Source organism: Gallibacter sp. Marseille-QA0791 (genome assembly GCF_965119705.1).
Lineage (GTDB): Bacteria > Bacillota > Clostridia > Peptostreptococcales > Anaerovoracaceae > Lentihominibacter > Lentihominibacter excrementipullorum.
Map to the genome: position 1 here is coordinate 319,986 of NZ_CBCPMH010000001.1, position 22,864 is coordinate 342,849.

Below are 22,864 nucleotides of genomic sequence, written 5' to 3' on the forward strand. Positions count from 1 at the left end.
TATTTTCAGAGGTAATCCATGAAGGGAAAAAAAAAGCAGCCCGCGAGATCTTCGGGCAGCAGGAGCAACAGGAAGACGACGACCAGGAAGAGTTCGTCATCAGCAAAGGCGGGAAAGAGTGCCGCGGCTCCTGATTCGAAAAAACTTAACAGCAGCGTCAGAGATGAGATCGTTGCTATCATTCTGGTGGCTGTGGGGATCTTTTTCATAATCGCGTTCCAGACAGAGGCGGCAGGCTCCATAGGACTGTCGCTGTCTCATTTCTTCAAAGGACTGTTTGGTTTTGCAGCGCATTTACTGCCGTATTATTTTATATTATACGGCGTTTTGCTGTTCATGAGAAAGACTATCCATGTAGGTGTCAAGTCGGCAGTGCTGCTGCTCATAATATTTCTGATGATCTCTCTGATAAACTCGGCGAGGTTCATAGATGAGGCGATATTGAACCAGCGGTTCTGGAACGTATCCGTTTATTACAACAACGGTATGGCTCTCGATGATGGTGGAGCCTTCGGCATGATGGTGGGCAAGATGATAGTCAGTCTGGTGGGAGTGCCGGGACTTTACATCTTTTCCATCGTGGTGATCTTCATATGCCTGTTGTTGATAATGAATACACCTGTATCCCGCTTCTTCGAGAAGGCTAAGGAAAGACGTGAGAAGCGCAGGGAGATGCAGGCGGAACGTGAAAAGGAAAAACTGGAGAGAAAGGCAGAGCAGCTGGAAAGAAGGCAGCAGCAGAAGCAGGCAGAGCGTGAGAGGATGGCCGGATACGGGCCTGAGACCGTGGAGGCGGCGGAACGGAGCCGCATGACGGCACGGCAGAAGAAGATACTGGGATATATAAGGGATGAAGGGCCTGAACAGGAAAAGGAAGACGAGATACTGGATTTTTCCCTGGGTGAAGACAGGGAGAAAAAGAACGGAATCGGCACAGGCGATAGAGACGAAGAGGCCCGCGATGATCGTTTTGGAAGAGGTCGCGGCGGAGAACGTGAAGGCGGGACCTTTGACGATGGGAACGAAGACGATATAAAAAGTGAAGGCTTTGGTACGCCTATAATAGTAGGCGGTTTTTCCCCGAAGAAGATGGAGGAAAAGCTGACTAAGGCGGAGGCTGAGAAGAGCATGCTGAAGGAGGAAGACTTCAATGTCACTGTGTCATCGTCGGAAAGCTATCGATTCCCACCTATAGATCTGCTTAACAAACCAGCCAGGAAGGGGAGAAATCCTGCCGAAGAGGAGAGCTCGCTGAGGGCCAAAGCCATGAAGCTGGAAGAGACTCTCCACAGCTTCAACATAGATGCTCAGGTCACCAATGTGACTCAGGGACCGGCTGTCACCAGATATGAGGTCCATCCTAACAGTGGTGTGAAGGTCAAGGGGATCAAGAACCTGTCCGACGATATAGCTCTCAATATGGAAGCCAAGAGCATAAGGATAGAAGCTCCTATCCCGGGAAAACCGGCGGTGGGCATAGAGATAGAGAATGAGCGGATAAATATGGTGACTATCAGAGAGATCATAGATTCGGCGGCTTTCAAGAAGTCCCAGTCCAAGATCACCTTCGCTGTCGGCAAGGACATCGCCGGCAAGGCCATCGTAGCGGATCTGAAGACTATGCCTCATCTGCTGATAGCCGGTTCTACAGGTTCGGGAAAGAGCGTGTGCATCAACAGTATAATCGCCAGCATCCTCTACAAGGCACGTCCTGACGAGGTGAAGCTGGTGCTGATAGATCCTAAGGTAGTGGAGCTGGCTAACTACAATGGTATACCGCATCTGCTGATACCGGTGGTCACTGAACCGGCCAAGGCTGCGGCGGCCCTCAACTGGGCTGTGGCTGAGATGGATGACAGATATAAAAAGTTCGCCGAGGAAGGGGTCAGGGAGCTGGCCAGCTATAACAAGAAGATGGCAGGCAAGGGCGAGGAAGAGAGCGTCATGCCGCAGGTAGTCATCATCATAGACGAGTTGGCCGACCTGATGATGGCGGCTCCGTCTCAGGTGGAGGAATCCATATGCAGATTGGCTCAGAAGGCCAGAGCGGCAGGGATGCATCTGATAGTCGCTACTCAGCGGCCATCGGTGGATGTCATAACGGGTGTGATAAAGGCTAATATCCCTTCCAGGATAGCCTTCGCGGTGTCATCCCAATTTGATTCCAGGACTATCCTGGATATGTCGGGAGCGGAGAAACTGGTAGGAAAGGGCGACATGCTTTTCAACCCGTTGGGAAGCGGCAAACCTGTGAGGGTACAGGGCGCTTTCATTTCCGACAAGGAGGTCAATGACCTGATAGAGTTCGTGAAGGACCAGGTGGAGGAAGCTGAGTATTCAGAGAATGTGATGGATTCCATAGAGCGGGCCAATATGCCTGACGCCGAAAAGGGAGACAGGGATCTGGAGGACGAATTGCTGCCCGACGCTATCGAACTGGTGGTACAGGCTCAGCAGGCATCGGTCTCCATGCTCCAGAGACGGTTCAGGATAGGATATAACAGAGCCGCCAGGATAATAGATATGATGGAAGACAGGCAGATCGTCGGTCCGTCGGATGGAAGCAGGCCGAGACAGGTTCTGATATCCGAGGAGGATCTGATGAACATGCAGGAAAACACGAAGGATATGGAAGAAGAATGAAGCTGTATATAGAGACGATGGGATGCCCGAAGAATCTCAACGATTCGGAGGGAATAGGAGGGATCTGGGAGGCCGCGGGCCATCAGCTGACTGACGACCCGGCGGAGGCCGATATCGTGTTGGTGAACACATGCGGATTCATCAACGACGCCAAGCAGGAGTCTATCGATCGCATTTTCGATATGGCAAGGCTTGTAGAGGACGCGACATCACCGGAGCAGGGAAAGCCACGGAAGCTGCTGGCAGTCTCAGGCTGTCTGTCACAGCGGTACAAGGATCAGCTTGCTGATGAGATGCCGGAGGTCGATATATTTCTCGGTGTCAACGATTACGAGAGGTTCCCGGAGATAGTGGAAAACTTCAGAGCCGGCAGCGGCAGTCAGAGCAGGAATTTCAGCTGCCAGCCGGAAACGTTCACCGAGTTTTCCGCACGCCACCTGGATGAAAACCCTTATACCGCGACCCTGAGGATAGCCGAAGGCTGTGACAACTGCTGCGCTTATTGCGTCATACCTCAGATAAGGGGCGGCTACAGGAGCAGACCTGCAGAAAACATCGTGGCCGAGGCGGAAATGCTGGCGGCGCGTGGCTGCCGGGAGCTGGTGCTGATCGCCCAGGATGTAACTGAATACGGCCGGGATCTTTATGGAAAGCTGGCATTGCCGGAGCTTTTAAGAAGTCTGTGCCGGGTGGACGGTATAAGGTGGATACGGCTCATGTATTGTTACGAGGACAAGATCACCGATGAGCTGATAGAGACAGTGGCATCGGAGGAAAAGATATGCAATTACATGGATATCCCGCTGCAGCACATCTCGGATAATGTGCTGCAGGCCATGAACAGGCGATCCACATCTGAAAGCATTCGCGGGACCATCGCCAGGCTGAGGGAGGCCATACCGGATATACATATAAGGACGACCATGATCGTCGGATTCCCAGGTGAAAGCGAGGCTGATTTCGAGGAGCTGCTGGATTTCGTGGAAGGAGCGAGGTTCGAAAGACTGGGGGTCTTCGCTTATTCCAGGGAGGAAGGCACTGTGGCCGGTGACATGGAAAATCAGATAGATGAGGACGTAAAGGCCATGAGAGCTGATGCCGTCATGAGGCGGCAGCTTGAGATTTCCAGGGAAATAAACGAGGCTAAGGTGGGAAATACTATTGAAGTCATGATAGACGACATAGATGAAGAAGGAGCGTATATCGGCAGGACGGTATATGATGCTCCGGAGATAGATGATACCGTTATTTTCAGAGCAGATGCCCTTTTGCGGCCAGGTGAGATCGTGCGGGTCCGTATAACGGACGCCTTCGACTATGATCTGGTGGGCGATTTTTTGGAAAGGATGGAGGAATAATATGAATCTGCCTAATAAATTGACAATGGGAAGGATCTTCGCCATACCGGTGTTTATCGTCGTGTTTCTGCTGGACTACAGATATGCGGCAGCCGTGATCTTCATACTGGCGGCGTTGACGGATATGCTGGACGGACACATCGCCAGGAAGAACAACCTGGTGACCAACTTCGGCAAGCTGATGGATCCGCTGGCCGATAAGCTGCTTGTCATGTCGGCGTTGATATGTCTTTCTCAGGTGGGCGACGTACCGGGATGGATGGTCATCGTCATATTGGGTCGCGAGTTCATCATTACAGGAATGAGGCAGGTGGCGGCAGCCCAGGGGATCGTCATCGCCGCGGGGACCACAGGTAAGATAAAGACTATAACCCAGATGATAGCCATACCACTGCTGATACTTGAAAACTGGCCTTTCAGCCTTTTCAGCTTCGATCTGCCGATGGATCAGATATTCCTGTGGATCGCTCTGGTGATGACAGTGGTTTCGGGAACAGAATACATAGTGAAGAACAAGAAACTGTTTTCCATGTAGGAGGTAAATAAATGAAGACTGCTATCTTGAGTATAGGCACCGAATTGCTGTTTGGTCAGATAACCAATACTAACACGGTCTATCTGTCTCAGAAACTCAATATGTTGGGTTATGACGTGATGTACCATTATACGGTAGGTGATAATCCCGAAAGAGTCAGAGATATGATACGGCTGGCTTTCCAGGATTGCGACCTGGTGATAACAACGGGAGGTCTGGGACCTACTCAGGACGATCTGACCAAGGAGATGGTATGCCAGGTCATGGGCGATGAGCTGGTGATGATGGACGAAGTCATGTCAGAGCTGGAAAGTTATTTTGAGAAGCTGGGAAGGCCCATGACAGAGAACAATAAGAAGCAGGCTTATGTGCCGTCCAGGGCCGAGGTGTTCATCAATCACGAGGGCTCTGCGCCGGGATTCGCTCTGGAAAAGGATGGGAAATATGTCATCTGTATGCCGGGACCGCCGAGGGAAATGACCTCCATGTTCGAAGAAAGCGTGATGCCGTACCTTCAATCCATGTCGGAAGACGTGATATATTACAGGATGTTAAGGGCTTTCGGTATAGGAGAATCAGCCTTGGAGACCAAGCTGCTGGACCTGATAGATGGACAGACCGACCCGACCTTAGCCACGTACGCCAAGGAAGGGGAATGTTCCCTTCGCATAGCTTCCAAGAGAAAGACGGAAGAAGAAGCCAGGGCAGCCGTGGACGAGATGGTGGAAAAGGTGAAGGATCGGGTAGGAGAGTTTATCTACAGCTGCGATGACGAGGAACTGGTTCAGGTGGTCTGCCGCAAGCTGATGGAAAAAGGACTGACCCTGTCGTCAGCCGAATCGTGTACAGGCGGGAAGTTCGCCGCTGCGGTTACCGATATACCGGGGATTTCTTCCGTGTTCCAGCGGGGGCTGGTGACCTACAGCAATCAGGCCAAGATGGACGAGCTGGGGGTTAGCTTTGAGACGCTGGAAAAATATGGGGCTGTCAGCGAAGAGACTGCCATGGAAATGGCGGAAGGGCTCCGCAGAGTCAGCGGCAGCGATGTCTGCGTATCAGTGACAGGGATAGCCGGGCCGGGCGGCGGCAGCGAGGCCAAGCCGGTGGGGCTGGTCTATATCGGTTTCGTCTATGGGGATAAGAAGTTGTGCAGGAAGCTACAGACAGGCTACGACAGCAGGCAGTGGAACAGGCAGTATTCGCTGCTGAGCATGCTGGATATCATCAATAAAAATATATGAGTTTATGAGTTGAGTTGATGCGCGACACCGGGCTGTTTGTGGCTGCTCTTTGGGTGGAGCGCTGCCGGTTGCCGGCCGTGCCGGATCCTGAAGTGGAGAGTTGTTGGCCGTGCCGGGTCCTGAAGTGGATAGTTGTTGGCCGTGCCGGATTTTTAGCTTTTGCACGGAATTCGGCAGCGTGAACACGACTGTTTGCCGGATTTTCAACTTTTGGGAAGAATTCGGCAGCGTCGACAAGGATTCTTGCCGGATTTCAGGGCTTTTGCTTGAATTCGGCAGCGGGATGGATAAAAATGGAAAATAGTAAAGGCGTTTATCCGTCGATGTTCGGAAAGCTTGCCGGATTTTGCTGTTATGGGTAAAATTCGGCACAAGACCTGATGGGGCTGTGCCGGATTTTTAATAGAACGTGAAAACGCGGCAACTGTTCGTGTCGACCGTGCCGGATTTGTAAGATTTTCATGAGATCCGGCAGCGATGGGCGGGTGAGGTGTTGTTCTCAGCCGTCTGGAGCGGTGGGAGAAAAAGCTTCGATGACTTTGATGTAAAATATTGACATGCAGCAACGTATAATGTAAAATAATTCCAATAAAAGTAAAGTTGAAGAAAGTTTTGCTTGACCTGATGTGGGAAATAGAGTATTATAGTTAAAGAACAAATGTTCTTGATGGAGGGATGACTATGGCGGCGAAAAACGAAATGAAGAATATGAAGACGGCCAGCAGAGAAGAGCGCGATAAGGCTTTGGATGCGGCGCTGGCGCAGATACAGAAGCAATTCGGCAAGGGCGCGGTGATGAGACTTGGCGATGACAGCGCCAGGATGAATATAGAGGCCATACCTACGGGATCCATGAGTCTGGATCTGGCTACAGGGATCGGTGGAGTCCCAAGAGGAAGGATAATAGAAGTTTTCGGACCGGAATCATCCGGAAAGACGACGCTTACACTACATATAATAGCAGAGGCTCAGAAGCAGGGCGGCAGGGCCGCTTTCATCGATGCGGAGCATGCCCTTGATCCGGAATACGCCAGGAATCTGGGCGTCGATGTAGATGAACTGCTTGTCTCACAGCCGGATTACGGTGAGCAGGCCCTCGAGATAGCAGAGATGCTGGTAAGAAGCGGAGCTGTTGAGATCGTGGTAGTTGACTCGGTAGCGGCTCTCGTGCCTAAGCACGAGATAGATGGAGCCATGGGAGACGCTACGGTAGGTCTTCAGGCTCGTCTCATGTCGCAGGCTCTGAGAAAATTGGCAGGAGTGATCAATAAGACTAATACGACTATAATATTTATCAATCAGCTCAGAGAGAAAATCGGCGTGATGTTCGGCAATCCTGAGACAACTACGGGAGGCCGCGCTCTCAAGTTCTTCGCTTCCATGCGTATAGATGTGAGGAAGGTGGAGAGCATCAAATCCGGCGATCAGATCTTGGGAAGCAGGACGAGGGCTAAGATCGTCAAGAACAAGGTCGCTCCTCCGTTCAAGCAGGCTGAATTCGATATCATGTACGGGCAGGGCATATCACGATCCGGGGATGTGCTGGATTGTGCTGTGGACGCGAAAGTCATCGAGAAGGCCGGTTCATGGTACAGCTTCGAGGGCAGCAGGATAGGACAGGGCAGAGAGAACGTGAAGAAGTTCCTGGAGGATAATCCCGATGTTATGGACAGAGTCGAAGGAAAGCTGCTGGATGGCCTGAAAAAAGATGACGGCGAGTCGGAAGAACAGCAGGAGGAGGCTGCTGCGGCTGCGGCAGGCCGTGGACGTAACGCCGGGCCGGATATGCCGGAAATGGATATCGACGATATCATCATCGACGAGGATGGCGTGATAATAGAGTGATGACAGAATAAAGCATAAGAAGAGAAAAATAAAAATGAGCTGTTTACACTTTGGTGAGCAGCTCATTTTTATTTATATCTCTTCTTGCAATCCGTCTGATCCAGCAGATAATCGATGCTGACGTTGTATATCTTTGATAATCGTATGAGTATCTCCGTGGGGATATCGTTTTCACCTGTTTCGTATTTGGAATACCCTGTCTGTGACATACCCAAGATCTCCGCCAGTTCCCGCTGAGTCATGTCGTGATCGTGCCTGAGGTCGCGAATCCGCCTGTACATGATGTTGTTTTCACCTCCGTAATTGGGTTCCCTTTTCCTGGTGCCATATGGACATTTATTTCTTGGTATGGTTGATTATAGAACAAAAAGGAAAACAATAAATGTTTACAACCTGAAACAGGTTAACGATAGAAATATAAATAGGGAAGGGGCATGGTGTGGTGAGCAGAGCGTGTAACAGGATGAGTTGGAACCCGTAATATGTTTGGCTTCTCTATTACGAAAATCCGTACATATGGTGAATGAGGATGATAATCTTGTCTTTTTGCAAAAATCGACAAGAATTTTAAGGGTGGGGGTTGACGAATGATGTTAAGGAGTAGTATTCTATATTAGACGTTTTAACCTGAAACAGGTTGAAACGAAGAGAAAAATTTTTGAAGAAAAATAACCTGAAACAGGTTGAAGATAGATGACCGATGAACATGGATAGAGTATTACAGGGAAGATGAAGTGAAGACGTTAATCAGCATAATAAAGGATCACATAGTCTGGCGTGAGCAGATACTGAAGCTGGCCAAAGCAGACATCGTGAAAACATATTCGGGCGCGGCCCTCGGATGGGCCTGGGCCATCATAAAGCCGACAGTGATGGTACTTGTACTGTGGTTCGCTTTCTCGATAGGACTCAAGGCCGATAGAGAAATGAACGGATGTCCGTATATCCTGTGGATACTGGCAGGCATGGTGCCGTGGTTTTACATGAGCGATATGATAAGTCAGGGAACGGGAGCGATACTGAGGTACAGGTATCTGGTGACAAAGATGAAATTCCCTGTGGCTACGATCCCTACCTTCGTGGGTTTGTCGAAGCTGTTCGTTCATTTTTTCATCGTGGCGCTGATGGTGATCATCTTTGTAATTCTGGGACATTTCCCCGGCGTATACATATTACAGCTACCTATATATATGATATTGATGGTGGTGTTTTTCACCTGTTGGAGCTTGTTCGCGGCGATGCTGTCATCGATGAGCAGAGATTTTAAGAATCTCGTCCAGGCATTCGTCACCCCTATATTCTGGCTGTCGGGAATAATGTACGACGTGAGCAGCATAGATGTGATATGGATACAGAAGGCGATGCTGTTCAACCCGGTGAGCTACTTCGCATCAGGCTACAGGAACACATTCATATACGAGACATGGATATGGGAAGAGAGGACAGAGTTCATATGCTTCATGGTAATGCTGGTGGTAATGGTAATGGCAGCCACGTGGGCGTACAAAAGAACCATAAGGGAAATTCCAGACATTTTGTAAAGCGGAAAAAAGCGGAAGACGTGATCTCGCTGGATCACGTGACGAAGATATACAAGCTGTTTAAAAACGACAAGAAGAGATTCCTGGCAACATTCATAAAGTCAATAACATATAAGGAAAAGATGGCCATAAATGACGTGACCTTTTCGGTAAAGAAGGGGGAAGCGGTGGCGCTCCTGGGGCGCAACGGAGCCGGCAAGTCGACGATACTGAAAATGATAACAGGCGTGTCCTATCCCACATATGGAAAGATCCACGTGGGAGGAAGGGTCGGCGCCCTTCTGGAGCTGACTTCCGGATTCGATCCGGAGTTTACCGGGCGGGAAAACATCTATCTGAAAGGCCAGCTTTCAGGAATGACCAACAAGGAGATAGAGGATGTCGAAGACGATATAGTGGAGTTCGCAGAAATCGGCGAATACATAGATCAGCCTCTCAGGACCTATTCCAGCGGAATGAAGGCAAGGCTGGGATTTGCCATAAACGTCTGCATAAGGCCCGAGATACTGATAGTTGATGAGGCCCTGAGCGTGGGGGATTCCAAATTCCAGAAGAAGTGCGTAGGGAAGATCAAGGAAATGATCAACGATTACGACACGACATTCCTGCTGGTGACCCATTCCACGGCCACAGCGAAGCAGTTCTGCGACAGAGGCATAGTCCTGAGATCCGGAAGGGTATTGTTTGACGGTGAAATAAACGACGCGATCCACTGGTACAACGAGAGCTTAAAAAGGAAGGAAGCCAGCAACATCACCAGGGAGACCAGCGAGAGTGAGAACAGGATAAAGAATCCGGTGCAACTGTCAGCGAAACAGCTGGTGCTGTTGATCGCAGTGCTGCTGGTTTTGATAACAGGATTGGGAGTTATTTTCAGCATAATGGGAGTATACATATGATCAGAGTTTTGACATATGGGACCTTTGACCTTCTTCACTATGGACATATAAGGCTTTTAAAGAGAGCGAGAGAAATGGGTGATTACCTTATCGTAGCGCTTTCAACGGATGAGTTTAACATGAAGAAAGGGAAAAAGGCCTTTCATGACTACGAGACGAGAAAAATCATGTTAGAGGCTGTAAGGTATGTGGATCTGGTGATTCCGGAGAAAAGCTGGGATCAGAAAATAGATGACATAAAGACATATAAAGTGGATATTTGTGTGATGGGGAGCGATTGGGAAGGAAGCGACAAGTTCGATTATCTTAGGGATTATTGTAAGTTGAGATTTCTCGACAGAACGGAGGGAATCTCAACAACTAAGATAAAGGAGGAATTAGGGTCTGATTAGATCTTGTGGAATATAGATGAAGATCATACTGATGCGTCTGGCAGTGATCCTTTTGAATGTAATGTATTTACCCTTTCTGCCTGTTAGACCGAAAAACAAAATAACGATATTGAGCAGGCAATCAGACAGGCCTACGGTAGATATAAGACTTTTGAAAGAAGAACTGGAGAAGCGAAGTGTGAAGACAGTTGTATTGACGAAAAGACTCAATAAAACGTTAGGAGGTGCAATAAAATATAGTTTTCACATGGCTAGGCAGATGTATCATATTGCTTCATCCAGGGTAATTGTAATAGATGGATATTGCATATTGACATCGATTTTATATAAGAAGAAGGAACAGAAAATCGTTCAGATATGGCATTCCCTGGGGGCTATAAAGAAATTTGGATACCAGAGCGTGGGAAAACCGGGAGGAAACAGAGCAGATGTGGCAAAGGTGATGAAGCTATATGCCCAGTGTGATTACGCTATCGCTCCGAGCAAGGTGACTGCCGGATACTACAGCGATGCCTTCAAACTTCCCATAGACAGGATAAAGATATATGGACTGCCGAGAATAGATTATCTTACGAAAGGTGATTCGGAGAAAGTAGAGAAAATAAAAGCCGATTATCCGCAGACGAGGAAAAGGCCAAACGTGCTCTATGCTCCTACTTTCAGGAAGAACAGGAAAATAGATATTACGGAGTTAGTCAGAAATGCCCGACTGGATAAATACAATCTGGTGGTAAGAAGGCATTGGCTTGATAAGACAGATTATTCCTGGGTGAGGGATATGGGCGTGATAGTGGACAAGCAGTACAGCTTTTTCGACTGGCTCAGAGTATGCGATAAAGTGATCACGGATTATTCGGCAGCAGCCTTTGAAGCAGCAATACTTGATAAGGAATTATATTTTTATATGGATGATGCGGAGGAATATGAAAAAAATATCGGACTGAATATAGATTTTACAAAAGAAGCTATATCGGAATCCGTATTTAATGACGCAGGCGTGCTCTGGGATTCTATGGACAAGCCTTACGATAAAAAAAAGGTGAGGGAGTTTAGGAAAAAATATATAGAAGTGGAGTTGTCAGATTGTACAAAGAGACTTGCCGATTTCTTTGAAGAAATGATTGAGGCGAGGGGGATCACGAGATGAGAATGATATCTAGAGTGAAGACCCCCGCCAGGGCTTTGGCCAAGCGTATTCCGGCATTGAGAAAGATACTCAGGAAGCTTATGTACTGCTACCGCCGGGGCGGATATATACTTCATGGAATCAGGGCCTCAACGGATGAGAAGCTGATCGTGCTGGAATCATTCAGCGGCAAGAGCTATTCGGACACACCGAAAGCTGTATATGAATATATGCTGAAGGAAGAAAAATATAATGAATATAGATTTGTGTGGATATTCAAAGAGCCGGAGAAATATGACGCGCTTCTAAAAAACAACAGGACCAAACTCGTAAAATATCGAAGTGCGGCGTGTGAAAGAGCTCTCGCAGAGGCGAAATACTGGATATTTAACTACAGGGCATTGGATTACTGGATTCCGAGAAAGGATCAGGTTTATGTGCAGTGTTGGCACGGGACTCCGTTAAAGCGTCTCGGATATGATATAGCCAACTCAGACAATGCGATGAATTCCACTGATGAAATCAGAGACAAATACTATAGAGACGCGAAGCGATTTAAATATCTTCTATCACCATGTGCTTTTGCTACGAGAGTTTTCAAAACTGCGTGGAATTTGAAAGCATTGGGAAAGGAAGACTCGATTTTGGAAGTGGGATATCCGAGAAATGATTTTCTGGTGAACCATACAGAAAAAGATGTGCAGGAGATAAAGAAGCGGCTAGGTCTTGAGAACAGTGCGAAAAAGATAATACTTTATGCCCCTACATGGCGTGACAATCAGCATAGCGCAAGTAAAGGGTATACATACAAAACGGAGATTGACTTTGAAAAGCTAAAAACAGAGCTTGGAGACGAATATGTGATACTTTTCAGAGCTCATTACCTGGTAGCCAATTCATTCGACTTTGGGCGATATGAGGGATTTGTCCGTGATGCATCAGGAGTTGATGATATAAACGAGCTTTACCTGATTTCAGATATGTTGATAACGGATTATTCGAGCGTATTTTTCGATTATGCGATATTGGAAAGGCCGATCATTTTTTACATGTACGATCTAGAAAAATACAGAGATGAGATAAGAGGGTTTTATCTGAGACTGGAGGAGCTGCCGGGAGTAATTGTGATGACAGAAGATGGATTGGTTGAATTAATAAAACTTTATAAAAACAGAAGAAACAGCGATGTGCACAGGGTATTTAACATGAAATTTAATTATTTAAATGATGGACAATCGAGCAGGCGATTTGTTGAGGATGTATTGCTATGAAAGACATATGTATTAGTGTTGTAATACCAGTATATAATTGTGAAAAAACTTTGAAAAGATGTATAGATAGCATTTTAGCGCAAACAATTATTGATAAAATTGAGATAATCATGGTAAATGATGGTAGCTCCGATAGTAGTTTCGAAGTTATGAATGATTATTATAATAAATATCCAGAAACAATCAGAATATTGAGTCAATACAATCGCGGCCAATCGGTGGCTAGAAATTTAGGAATTAACCTAGCAACAGGAAAATATGTCGGGTTTGTTGATGGGGACGATTATATCAATAATTGCTTTTACGAAAAAATGTTAGAGCTTATGGATGAAAGCACAGATCTAGTTATTTCTAAGCGATATAATATTAATCAACTTAATGAAAAATATGAAAAACGCCCTAAAGAAGAAATAAATAATTGTTCCATTAGAGATAACAAAAAGGCTTTATCAAAAACGTCAACTTTTGTGTGCGATAAATTATTTAAGCTGAGTGTAATAAAAAAGGGAAATATCTATTTCCCCGAAAAATACAGATATGCAGAGGACTTGTATTTCCTGGTAATATACAAATACTATTCTGGTAAGATGAAAATAAGTAATGAGTCGGTTTACTTTTATAGGAAAAAAAGTGATTCAATAACTAACTCATGCGATATAAGGTGGATGGATATATGTAAAGTTTTAGGTGAAATTCAACTTTTTTTGTTGAAAGGAACTGTTTTTCTGAATATGCTGAAGAACTTTTAAATATAACGATCGGGTTTTATTGTAGAAGGATTAAGGTAATGAAAGTAACAGGCAAAAAACACATACAAATCCTGTTCGTTATTAAAATGATAAATTATTTAAAAAAGAATTATCCTTCTAAATGGAGGCGGATGTTAGATGACTATCAAATAAAAACCTGTAAACGTATAAGAAAAAGTCGAATATTAATGTGTTTATACATAGTAATACCAAATGAATTTAAAAGATAATTATTGGAGAGTATTCTTAATGAGCCGTAAAAACAAAAAACAAAAAGATTAAAAAAGTTATTTTATGTAGCATTAGATTGCATATGTCAAGAAAGATTTTGGAAAGAAGTAAAAATTAAGATTTTAAAAAGCGTAAAAAATTGTTCAATAAGTATAAAGAATTACTGCAAGTTAATTAAAGTAAAGTTTCCTTATATTGTAGAAAGAACAGGGTCCACAGTTTTAAGAAAGCTAATCAGATTGTTTAATCCTGTTGAAAAAGGGAAAATTATGTTTATTACTTTCCAAGGAGATTACACCTGTAATCCGAAATATATATGCGAAGAGGTGTTAAAAAGGGATAGTTTAAAAGACGTTAAAATAATATGGTCAGCTAGAAAAAAGACATTTAAAGATAAAAAGGCCTTTCCTGAACGAATAAAAAAAGTACATGTTAATTCATATGATTTTTTTAAAGAATTAGCAAGTTCTGAATTTTGGATAGCGAATTCTGTGGAGTTTTTAAAAAAGCCAATAAAAAAAAGGAAAAAACAAATTTTCATAGAAACATGGCATGGTTCTTTAGGATTAAAAAGGTTTGATAAAGATGTTAATAGTGGGAAAACATGGGTAAAAGCGGCTGAATTATCTGGGAAATATGCAAACTACTGTGTCTCAAATAGTAAATTTGAGACACAGCTTGTGTACAAAGGAACTTTCTGGAATAATCCCGACACTCATATTTTAGAATTTGGACATCCAAGAAATGATTTGTTCTTTCCGGAATTTGATAAAAAGAGGAATGAAATATATAACGCATTTTGCGAAAAATACAAAGTAAAAACAGGAACAAAATTTATTTTATATGCACCAACTTTTAGAGATTCTCATTCATTCGATGTTTATGCCATAAATCATGAGGAGGTTATAAATGCTGTAAAAGAAAAATTTGGCGGTGAGTGGAAATTCTTACTTAGATATCATAATACGGTAAGACGACTTGAAGGAAAAAAGAACAAGTTGTTTTCGAAAAACATTATAAATGTTACAAAGGAATCAGACATGCAAGAGCTGATAGCAATTACAGACATAGCAATCACGGATTATTCTAGCTGGATTTATGATTACATATTGCTTAAACGCCCTGGATTTATATTTGCCACAGACATGAGTAGCTATAATTGCGAACGAGGATTCTATTATCCAATAGATAAAACTCCATTTTTGATTGCTGAAAATAATGATCAATTAATAGAAAATATTAAATCATTTAATAATGAAGTTTATGAGCGGAAAATTTGTGAATTTATCGCAGATAAAGGATGTGTTGAAAACGGTGATGCATCTAAACAAGTTGTGGATTTGATTGAAAAAATTATGGAGGATAGAAGATGAATATCGCTTTTCTTTTAATGGGTGGAAAAGGTGAAAGATTTGGTGGAGATGTTCCTAAGCAATTTACTTTAATAGATGATGTTCCAATATTTGCATATATTTTAAAAGCTATGGATGATACAGAAACTATAAATAAAATTATCATCGTTTGCCATGAAGATTGGATTGAATATGTCAAAAATATTGCTCACGGATTGTCTTTGAATAAGGTATACGGTGTTGTTGCAGGAGGGGAAACTAGATCGAAGTCAATTTTGAACGGATTATTGTACTCCAAAGATTTGGTTCAGTATGATGACATAGTGCTATTACATGATGTAACACATCCATATATTGATGAGGAAGGAATAAAAAAAGTAGTTCATAATGCAAAGAAATATGGCGCAGCGACGCTTGTATCAAGGGAGTATGATACCTGTTATAAAATTAATGAATGCGGTTTAATTAAAGGCGTTGAAAAAAGAGAAGAGATTGTTGTAGGTGCTTCTCCAGAAGCGTTTAAATTTGGCGAGCTTTATGATATATATTGTAGCGCAACCGATGAAGAATTAAATGAAATGACATCCGCTGGGGCCTTGGCGATCAACCACAATATAAAAATGATGTCATGTGATACAGACATTCTTAATCTTAAATTGACATACCATAGAGATTATGTTCTTCTAACTCATCTTATTCATAAATACTATTTTCCCGAAACTAAACTAGAAGATTAAATTGAAGGAAGGTTGATACAATGCAAAATTATTTATTAAACTATATGAAAAAAGCAAAAAATGAATTGCGTTATGGAGTTCCATCGTTTTGTTGTGCAAATAAAATCGTATTAGAGGCAGTACTCGAACAGGCGAAAAGATTTGATAGTAGTATTCTTATTGAAGGAACATCAAATCAAGTGAATCAATTTGGCGGATATACCGGAATGACCCCAAGACAATTCAAAGAATTTGTATATGACATAGCCGATAAAGTTGGTTTTGATTCCAATAGAATTTTGATAGGTGGGGATCACATGGGACCATTACCGTGGTGTGATTTAAAGGCAGATGAAGCGATGGAAAATGCGAAGGCATTAGTTAGAGAATGTGTTCTAGCAGGATTTCAGAAAGTACATTTAGATACAAGTATGTTACTGGCCGACGATTCCAGAGAAAGAAAACTTTCTAATGAGATAATTGCAGAACGTGGCGTAGAGTTGTATAAAGAATGCGAAGAAGCTTATAATGAATTATGCAATCAGGAGGAAGAGCCTGTAAAACCAGTATTTGTAATCGGAAGTGAAGTACCGGTTCCGGGCGGTATACGACATGATGAAAATGAGATGAACGTGACAAGCGTTCGTGATTTTGAGGATACTTTATCGGCTTATAAAAAGAAATTCAAAGAGCAAAACATGGAATATGCATGGAGCGATATTATAGCCATTGTAGTGCAAATAGGGGTAGAATTTGGGGCAGAAGGTATTATTAAATATGATCGTGTAAAGTCACGTTCATTATGTAAAGCCTTAGAAAATCATCCTAATATTGCTTTTGAAGGACATTCAACAGATTTTCAATCTCCGGTAAAATTAAAACAAATGGTTGAGGATGGGGTTGCTATAATTAAAGTAGGACCTGCTCTTACTATGGCATTACGAGAGGGATTGGTTAGTTTAGATTATATAGAAAAGCAGTTAGTTGACGATGCTTCAAAACGGTCTAATTTCATTGAAATTTTAAATCGAGTTATGTTGGAAAATCCCAAATATTGGACAAAATACTATTCTGATGAAGAATCAAAACAGAGAATGGAGAGAATATATAGTTTTTCGGATAGATGTCGCTATTATTTAACAAATCCAGAAGTAGAAAAAGCGATAGAAAAATTATTTTTTAATTTAGATAGTATTGGAATTCCGTTATGTCTGATTCATCAATACATGCCTATGCAGTACAAACAAATTAGAGATGGAAAATTAAAACCGAATGCGAAAGAGTTGGTTAAATCAGGAATTATTCGTATAGTTGAAGATTACAATTATGCAACAAAATGTAACTATATGATAAATGACACCTTATGATTATTGGAGAAAATAACATGAAAGCAGTAGTAGTACATAAAAACGGTGTAATAAAATATGAAGAGTTGGATCTTCCGTTAATGACTAAAAATACGGTTAAAGTTAAGATTAAAGCTTGTGGGGTATGCCGCAGTGACATTCCACGTATACTAAATAATTCTGCACATTTTTACCCAATTGTTTTGGGGCACGAGTTCTCGGGCATTATTGTAGATAAAGGCGAAGAAGTGAAGAATGTGGATATAGGAGACCATGTGGCAGGTATACCATTAATGCCATGTTACGAGTGTGAGAATTGCAAAAATGGCGATTTCGCACTTTGTAAAAATTATAAATTCATAGGCTCTAGTGTACAAGGAGCATTTGCTGATTATATTGTTCTTCCTCAGAATAATGTATTTAAGATTGATGTTAATATCCCGTTTGAACAAGGAACTTTATTTGAGCCGTCGACAGTTGCACTACATGCAATCTTTAAAAGTAATTTTTCAAAAGGGAAAAGAGTAGCTATTTTGGGTGGTGGCACGATTGGATTGTTTGTGCTGCAATGGGCCAAAGCACTTGGAGCGTCAGAAGCAGTTGTTGTTGGACGAGACAAAAGTCATCTACAAATCGCAAGTAAATTAGGCGCAGATAAAGTGATTAGTACATTGGACTATAATAATATTTTTGATGATGAGACATTAATAGAGGTTGGTAAATATGATTTTATATATGAGGCGTCAGGTGCAGAGGAAATGATAAGGTGGTCTTTCCTAATTGCAAATGCAAAAGCAACGATTTGTATGATAGGTACACCAACAAATGGTATCATGTTTCCTGGAAAACAGTGGGAAATTATCAACAGGAAAGAATTGAATGTTGTTGGCTCATGGATGTCGTATTCAAGTCCATTTCCTGGTATGGAATGGAAAATGACAAATGAATTTTTTATGAATAAAAAATTAAAATATATACCAGAAATGTTCTATAAAGCTTTTTCGATGAAAGATGCAGATAAAGCCTTCAATTTGTTTAATAGTGGAGAAAAAATAAAAGGTCGAGTGCTGTTAAAAAATGACATGTAGAGGAGGAAATATATGTGTACTAAAGAAGAGAACGTAGGAACAAACTGTATTATAGGAAATCCCAAATTAATAAATTCAAAAATTGAATTTGCATCGACTGCTAATAACAACATATTATATTGTGAAGATGGCGTAAAAATTAAAGATAGCAAAATTGTTTTTCAAGGAGATAATTCTCTGATTTACTTTAGCAAAGGCAAACGTCCACTATATTTTGCAGGCATAGTTATGCAACATAACAATGTATTGTATACCGGTGAGGAATTAGCCATTACGGGTCGTTGCAGAATATTACTATATGAAGGGAAGCATCTTATTATTGGAAATGATTGTTTGTTTGCAACGGATGTATATTTTAGAAACGCAGATCCACATCTTATATATGATGTTAATACAAAAAAAAGAATGAATGAAAGTAAAAGTATTTTTGTGGGAGATCATGTCTGGATGGGGCAACAAACGTTTATATTAAAGGGAAGTAAGATTGGATCAGGAGCAATAGTAGCTGGAAAAGCTGTAGTTGCCGGGAAAGAAATTTTTTCTAATTCTTGTTGGGGTGGAAATCCTGCCAAACACATTTCACAAGGAATTTTTTGGCTAAAGGATACTGTGCATAAATTCAAGGAAAAAGAGAGCGAAGAAAGTATGAAATATAAGGGGGATGACGAGTTTATTTATCAGTTTAAGAAAGAGGAAGCCTTTGATTATGAAAACTTTGAAAAGGAGCTTAATAAAATAGAAGATGTAAGAGGCAGATTAAAGTATATAGAAGAAAACATTGCAGGGAAACGAGAAAAAAATCGATTTTTTATATAGTCTTGTCTACTAGCAAAATTATTTAATGAAGCAAATAGTTTAAAAAGATAAGACAAGCAATATATCAAATAAATCGAGCAGATATAAGAACAGAAGAATATTTCCAGACTTATTGTTTCTTTCTTTTTTGCGATGCTGTGTTCAATACCCTTCCAACCCTTAGCACCATCATTATCCCGGTGGTGCTAATAGCGTTGTATTTTCCAGTATTCAAGCCCCGGACTTTCCATAAAAGCTATACAGGGCGCAATAGATGGAATTATTTGACGATAAATATAATTGAGCCAGAAGTTACAGTTAAATGATAAAAAACAGAGAAAATGAGTAAAGCGACAAAAATTATTATACTGGTGGTTATATGCGACGTATTCGTATGGTCTATCGTGGGGATTTTGTGGCATGAAAATATGAACAAAAGTCTCGACCTGAAATCGAAAAAGATAGAAGTGGAATACGGTGAGCAGATATCCCTGGATCCGACATTTTATTTGAAAAAGAGCGTTGATAGAGATGTCATAAAGCGGACGAAGGTGACGTATGAGAGCAATCTGGAAGAGGGAAAGGAATATGACAAAATAGGGCGCTATACGGTAAGACTGTCATATGAGGATGAAGTCGCGAAAGTAAAAGTCACGGTTCGCGATACCAAGAAGCCTCGATTCAACAAGATATCGGCCTTTGAGACCTTTACCGACGTGGACATCGAATGGAGCCAGTACATAAGCGCGGAAGATCTTTCCAAAACAGAAGTCAGGATAGATGATACGGACGTAGATATCAGTACGGCAGGGGAGTACACCCTTAAGGCTGAGGCGGAGGATGCCAGCGGCAACAAGGCTGAGAAGGAAATAAAAGTGACAGTAAATGCCCGACCGGCTGATATGGTCGATTATACGATAGGTGTAGATGAAAATGAAAGCCTGGTCGTAGTCACGGCCATAATAGAAAACAATGACGGAACGTACAGCAATATATCTGCAGCAGGGAGTTCATCAGGAGGCACGGGGTCGCAGACGAACAGTAACAGCGGGACATCTTCTTCGACCGGAAATGAACGGCCTGTAACAGATCCATCGGGAGGAGAACAGGATGGCACAGATGCTCCGACTGAAGGGGTCACAGAGCCTACCGAGCCGGCAGGCGGCGGTGATGAGCAGCAGGGAAGCGAGCCCCCGCCTGAAGAAAGTACAAATGGCACCGAGGGTGTGACTTGATTTTAGCAATGAGTTTATAACGGATTATTTAGTAATTAATGAAGGGAATTAAAGTGAAGAATATGAAACGTTTATTATCACAAAATGGTGTGTTCCTGGTTTTTGGCTTGATACTGCTTATCGTTGACGTGACTTTTATTTCTATGCTGTTTATCCTCAGCGTACTCCCGACCCTTTACACCATCATAATTCTGGTGGTGCTGATAGGGTTGACGCTACTGGCCTTCAAGCTTCTGGCCTGTCGCAAAGAGGTCACGAAGCAGCGGAAGATCGGCGTGGTGCTGTCGGTGATCATGATCGTTGTTTTAGCGGTGGGTTGCTACTATCTGTTCACTACATATTCGGCCTTCAGTCGCATGAGTGATGAGGACAAGCAGTATGAGGATTTTTATGTGGTAGCCCTTAAAGGTGGCAGCTACAGGAATGCAGGAGATATAGAGGGCGAGACGGTACACATCCATCAGAGCTCATCGTCTACTTATGAACAGGCTCAGGACATGCTGGCAGATGAAGCGGATGTCAGCTATGAAGAAGTCAGCGGGTACATGGATCTGAAGCCTGTGCTGATAGACGATAAGGGCGAGGAGCACGATGAGCTGATTTTCCTCAGCAGCAATTACTACGATATGATTTGCGAGTATGTCGCTGATTTTGAAGATGACACCAGAGTGATCCACACCGTTTCCGTGGAAATAGGAAGCAATGATATCGCCAGGAGGGTGGGCGTCACCAACCAGCCTTTCAACGTTTACATAAGCGGGATAGATACTTTTGGCGGCATCAGCAGGGTTTCCAGGAGTGACGTCAACATGATCATGACGGTGGATCCTGTCGATAAGGAGATACTGTTGACATCGATACCGAGAGACACTTACGTGACGCTCCATTCCTACGGGGCGCTGGATAAGCTGACCCATTCGGGAATATATGGAGTGGGCGAGACGGTGGAAACAGTAGAGGACTGGCTCGGGATCGATATCAATTACTATATCAGAGTGAATTTCACGTCTGTAGAGGACATAGTGGATGCCATAGGAGGGATAGATGTGACCTCGGAATACGCTTTTGAGACTCACGGGCGTCAGAACAGGGGGTACAGTTTTGTCGAGGGCGTGAACCATCTGGACGGAGCTGCTGCTCTGGCCTTTGCAAGGGAAAGAAAGTCCTTTGAGGAAGGTGATCAGGAGAGGATAGAAAATCAGCAGCGTGTGATGATGGCCATACTCAATAAAATCACTGGTAGCACAGCCATACTTACCAGTTATACCCAGATCATGAACACGGTAGGAGATGAGATTCAGACCAACATGAGCGAAAGCGACATATCGTCCCTCGTGAGGATGCAGCTGGCAGACCTGGGCGAATGGGATATCGAGAGGATTTCCATAAACGGGCGCGGAACCTATGCTTCCACTTACAGCATGGGTGACAGGCAGCTTTACGTGGTGATACCGGATGAGAATTCGGTAAAAGCTGCGCAAGATGCTATCAGGGAGATGATGAATTGAAGAAACATGATAGCGTTTAGGGTGACTTGATGTTTAGAAATTCAAAACCCATCCCTTTGGCTGTATCCGTTCTGGTCCTCTGCATCGCATCCTTTATAGTTTTCATTGGAAACGGAAAATTTGGGACAAATGAACCTTCTGAGCCTTCCGAATACGTGGTCAGGGACGGCGGTAAGATCGTGTACGAAGCGACAGAAGAGCAGGTAAGAGCCTGTGATTACATGAATAAGATGGCGTCTGTGCCATGGTCGATACCGGAAGGGAAATCACTGAAGTACAAATCGGGGATCTCTCTTATGGAAGGAAATTACAGAGGGTTGCCATATCCCCAGGAGTTTAGAGATTGCCCGGATTTTTCGGAGGACGTTGTTCAGAAAGGTATAGATGAAGCGATCGATGGAAAGGCCGACATAAAAGGGGTGGATTGTTCCTCAGCAGTCACTTATGCTTGGCGATTCGCCGCAGGTGTTGATGGGGACGATGACACTTTTTTGAAAGGTGGGGAAAGCGCTTACACGGTCGCATCGTTCCTTTATGACAGCATGAGTGATTCGGAGGGGACTACTTCTCGCGGTAGTATTTATAGAGATAACGTGATCAAGGTAGGAGACTATGGGAAATATGAGGATTATGGAAAAGTCGAATATACGGACAAGATCATAGAACATTTATCCGATAGAAATTGTTACTCTCAGGGAGATCTGTACGATAATGTCTATTCTCGTATGCAACCGGGTGACGCATTGTTGACTTACCGAAAAGAAAAGGAGATAGTCGGACATATAATAATGGTGACTGATGTATTTTTGGAATACGACGGCGATGGGATAGATGAGGAAAACAGCTGGGTTTACATTACTGATCAGAACAGCCCGGGAATAACTGTGACTTCTGAATACAGAAGCTCCTGGAGAGTCAGGCATCCGATTTCCTTTAAGGAATTGAAGGATAAAAATTACATTCCGGTAAGGTTGAATAAGTGAGAGGTAACAA

Annotated in this window: 20 protein-coding genes; 19 read left to right on the top strand and 1 reads right to left on the bottom strand. The window is 43.3% G+C overall.

Annotated features, from left to right (window positions below):
- Positions 1-18: 18 nt before the first annotated feature.
- From ACQY69_RS01570 to recA, 5 genes are all read left to right on the top strand, one after another.
- A complete protein-coding gene (locus tag ACQY69_RS01570; protein WP_428258047.1) occupies positions 19-2,643 on the top strand; it encodes a DNA translocase FtsK 4TM domain-containing protein in 2,625 nt (874 codons plus the stop codon).
- Complete coding sequence (gene rimO, locus ACQY69_RS01575) at positions 2,640-4,001, top strand: 30S ribosomal protein S12 methylthiotransferase RimO (protein ID WP_428258049.1); 1,362 nt, start codon at positions 2,640-2,642, stop codon at positions 3,999-4,001. The genes ACQY69_RS01570 and rimO overlap by 4 nt, the downstream gene beginning before the upstream one ends.
- Position 4,002: 1 nt before the next feature.
- On the top strand, positions 4,003-4,536 hold the full coding sequence (gene pgsA / locus ACQY69_RS01580) for a CDP-diacylglycerol--glycerol-3-phosphate 3-phosphatidyltransferase (RefSeq protein ID WP_428258051.1): 534 nt from the start codon (positions 4,003-4,005) through the stop codon (positions 4,534-4,536).
- Between the two features lie 11 nt (positions 4,537-4,547).
- Entirely contained in the window at positions 4,548-5,777 is a 1,230-nt protein-coding gene (locus ACQY69_RS01585) for a competence/damage-inducible protein A (protein ID WP_428258053.1), read from the top strand.
- 681 nt (positions 5,778-6,458) lie between these two features.
- Positions 6,459-7,622, top strand: coding sequence for a recombinase RecA (gene recA, locus ACQY69_RS01590; protein ID WP_428258055.1), 1,164 nt, complete (start codon positions 6,459-6,461; stop codon positions 7,620-7,622).
- Between the two features lie 68 nt (positions 7,623-7,690).
- On the opposite strand, the gene ACQY69_RS01595 is transcribed toward recA, so the two are convergent.
- A complete protein-coding gene (locus tag ACQY69_RS01595) occupies positions 7,691-7,903 on the bottom strand; it encodes a helix-turn-helix domain-containing protein (protein WP_428258056.1) in 213 nt (70 codons plus the stop codon).
- Between the two features lie 453 nt (positions 7,904-8,356).
- Between ACQY69_RS01595 and ACQY69_RS01600 the strand changes: the two genes are divergently transcribed.
- From ACQY69_RS01600 to ACQY69_RS01665, 14 genes are all read left to right on the top strand, one after another.
- Positions 8,357-9,163 carry an ABC transporter permease gene (locus ACQY69_RS01600; RefSeq protein ID WP_428258058.1) on the top strand — a complete coding sequence of 269 codons (807 nt, stop codon included), beginning with the start codon at positions 8,357-8,359 and terminating at the stop codon, positions 9,161-9,163.
- Complete coding sequence (locus tag ACQY69_RS01605) at positions 9,052-10,062, top strand: ABC transporter ATP-binding protein (protein ID WP_428258060.1); 1,011 nt, start codon at positions 9,052-9,054, stop codon at positions 10,060-10,062. The genes ACQY69_RS01600 and ACQY69_RS01605 overlap by 112 nt, the downstream gene beginning before the upstream one ends.
- On the top strand, positions 10,059-10,454 hold the full coding sequence (tagD, locus tag ACQY69_RS01610; protein ID WP_428258063.1) for a glycerol-3-phosphate cytidylyltransferase: 396 nt from the start codon (positions 10,059-10,061) through the stop codon (positions 10,452-10,454). Before ACQY69_RS01605 ends, tagD begins: the two co-directional genes overlap by 4 nt.
- 16 nt (positions 10,455-10,470) lie before the next feature.
- Positions 10,471-11,601 (top strand): CDP-glycerol glycerophosphotransferase family protein, encoded by a 1,131-nt coding sequence (locus ACQY69_RS01615; protein WP_428258064.1) that lies wholly within the window; start codon positions 10,471-10,473, stop codon positions 11,599-11,601.
- A gap of 56 nt (positions 11,602-11,657) precedes the next feature.
- On the top strand, positions 11,658-12,851 hold the full coding sequence (locus ACQY69_RS01620; RefSeq protein ID WP_428258066.1) for a CDP-glycerol glycerophosphotransferase family protein: 1,194 nt from the start codon (positions 11,658-11,660) through the stop codon (positions 12,849-12,851).
- Positions 12,848-13,600: a glycosyltransferase family 2 protein gene (locus ACQY69_RS01625; RefSeq protein WP_428258067.1), complete on the top strand. Its 753-nt coding sequence runs from the start codon at positions 12,848-12,850 to the stop codon at positions 13,598-13,600. Before ACQY69_RS01620 ends, ACQY69_RS01625 begins: the two co-directional genes overlap by 4 nt.
- Before the next feature lie 470 nt (positions 13,601-14,070).
- The gene (locus ACQY69_RS01630; protein WP_428258069.1) at positions 14,071-15,204 is read left to right on the top strand and encodes a CDP-glycerol glycerophosphotransferase family protein; all 1,134 of its coding nucleotides are present in this window, start codon (positions 14,071-14,073) and stop codon (positions 15,202-15,204) included.
- Positions 15,201-15,920, top strand: coding sequence for a 2-C-methyl-D-erythritol 4-phosphate cytidylyltransferase (locus ACQY69_RS01635; protein WP_428258071.1), 720 nt, complete (start codon positions 15,201-15,203; stop codon positions 15,918-15,920). Before ACQY69_RS01630 ends, ACQY69_RS01635 begins: the two co-directional genes overlap by 4 nt.
- A gap of 20 nt (positions 15,921-15,940) precedes the next feature.
- Positions 15,941-17,266 carry a class II D-tagatose-bisphosphate aldolase, non-catalytic subunit gene (locus ACQY69_RS01640; protein WP_428258073.1) on the top strand — a complete coding sequence of 442 codons (1,326 nt, stop codon included), beginning with the start codon at positions 15,941-15,943 and terminating at the stop codon, positions 17,264-17,266.
- Between the two features lie 17 nt (positions 17,267-17,283).
- Complete coding sequence (locus tag ACQY69_RS01645) at positions 17,284-18,333, top strand: galactitol-1-phosphate 5-dehydrogenase (RefSeq protein ID WP_428258075.1); 1,050 nt, start codon at positions 17,284-17,286, stop codon at positions 18,331-18,333.
- Between the two features lie 12 nt (positions 18,334-18,345).
- Positions 18,346-19,149, top strand: coding sequence for an acyltransferase (locus ACQY69_RS01650; RefSeq protein ID WP_428258077.1), 804 nt, complete (start codon positions 18,346-18,348; stop codon positions 19,147-19,149).
- Positions 19,150-19,469: 320 nt separating this feature from the next.
- Entirely contained in the window at positions 19,470-20,363 is an 894-nt protein-coding gene (locus ACQY69_RS01655; protein ID WP_428258078.1) for an immunoglobulin-like domain-containing protein, read from the top strand.
- Positions 20,364-20,425: 62 nt separating this feature from the next.
- Positions 20,426-21,871: an LCP family protein gene (locus ACQY69_RS01660; RefSeq protein ID WP_428258080.1), complete on the top strand. Its 1,446-nt coding sequence runs from the start codon at positions 20,426-20,428 to the stop codon at positions 21,869-21,871.
- A 29-nt stretch (positions 21,872-21,900) separates the two neighbouring features.
- The gene (locus ACQY69_RS01665) at positions 21,901-22,854 is read left to right on the top strand and encodes a hypothetical protein (RefSeq protein ID WP_428258081.1); all 954 of its coding nucleotides are present in this window, start codon (positions 21,901-21,903) and stop codon (positions 22,852-22,854) included.
- Positions 22,855-22,864: the final 10 nt, after the last annotated feature.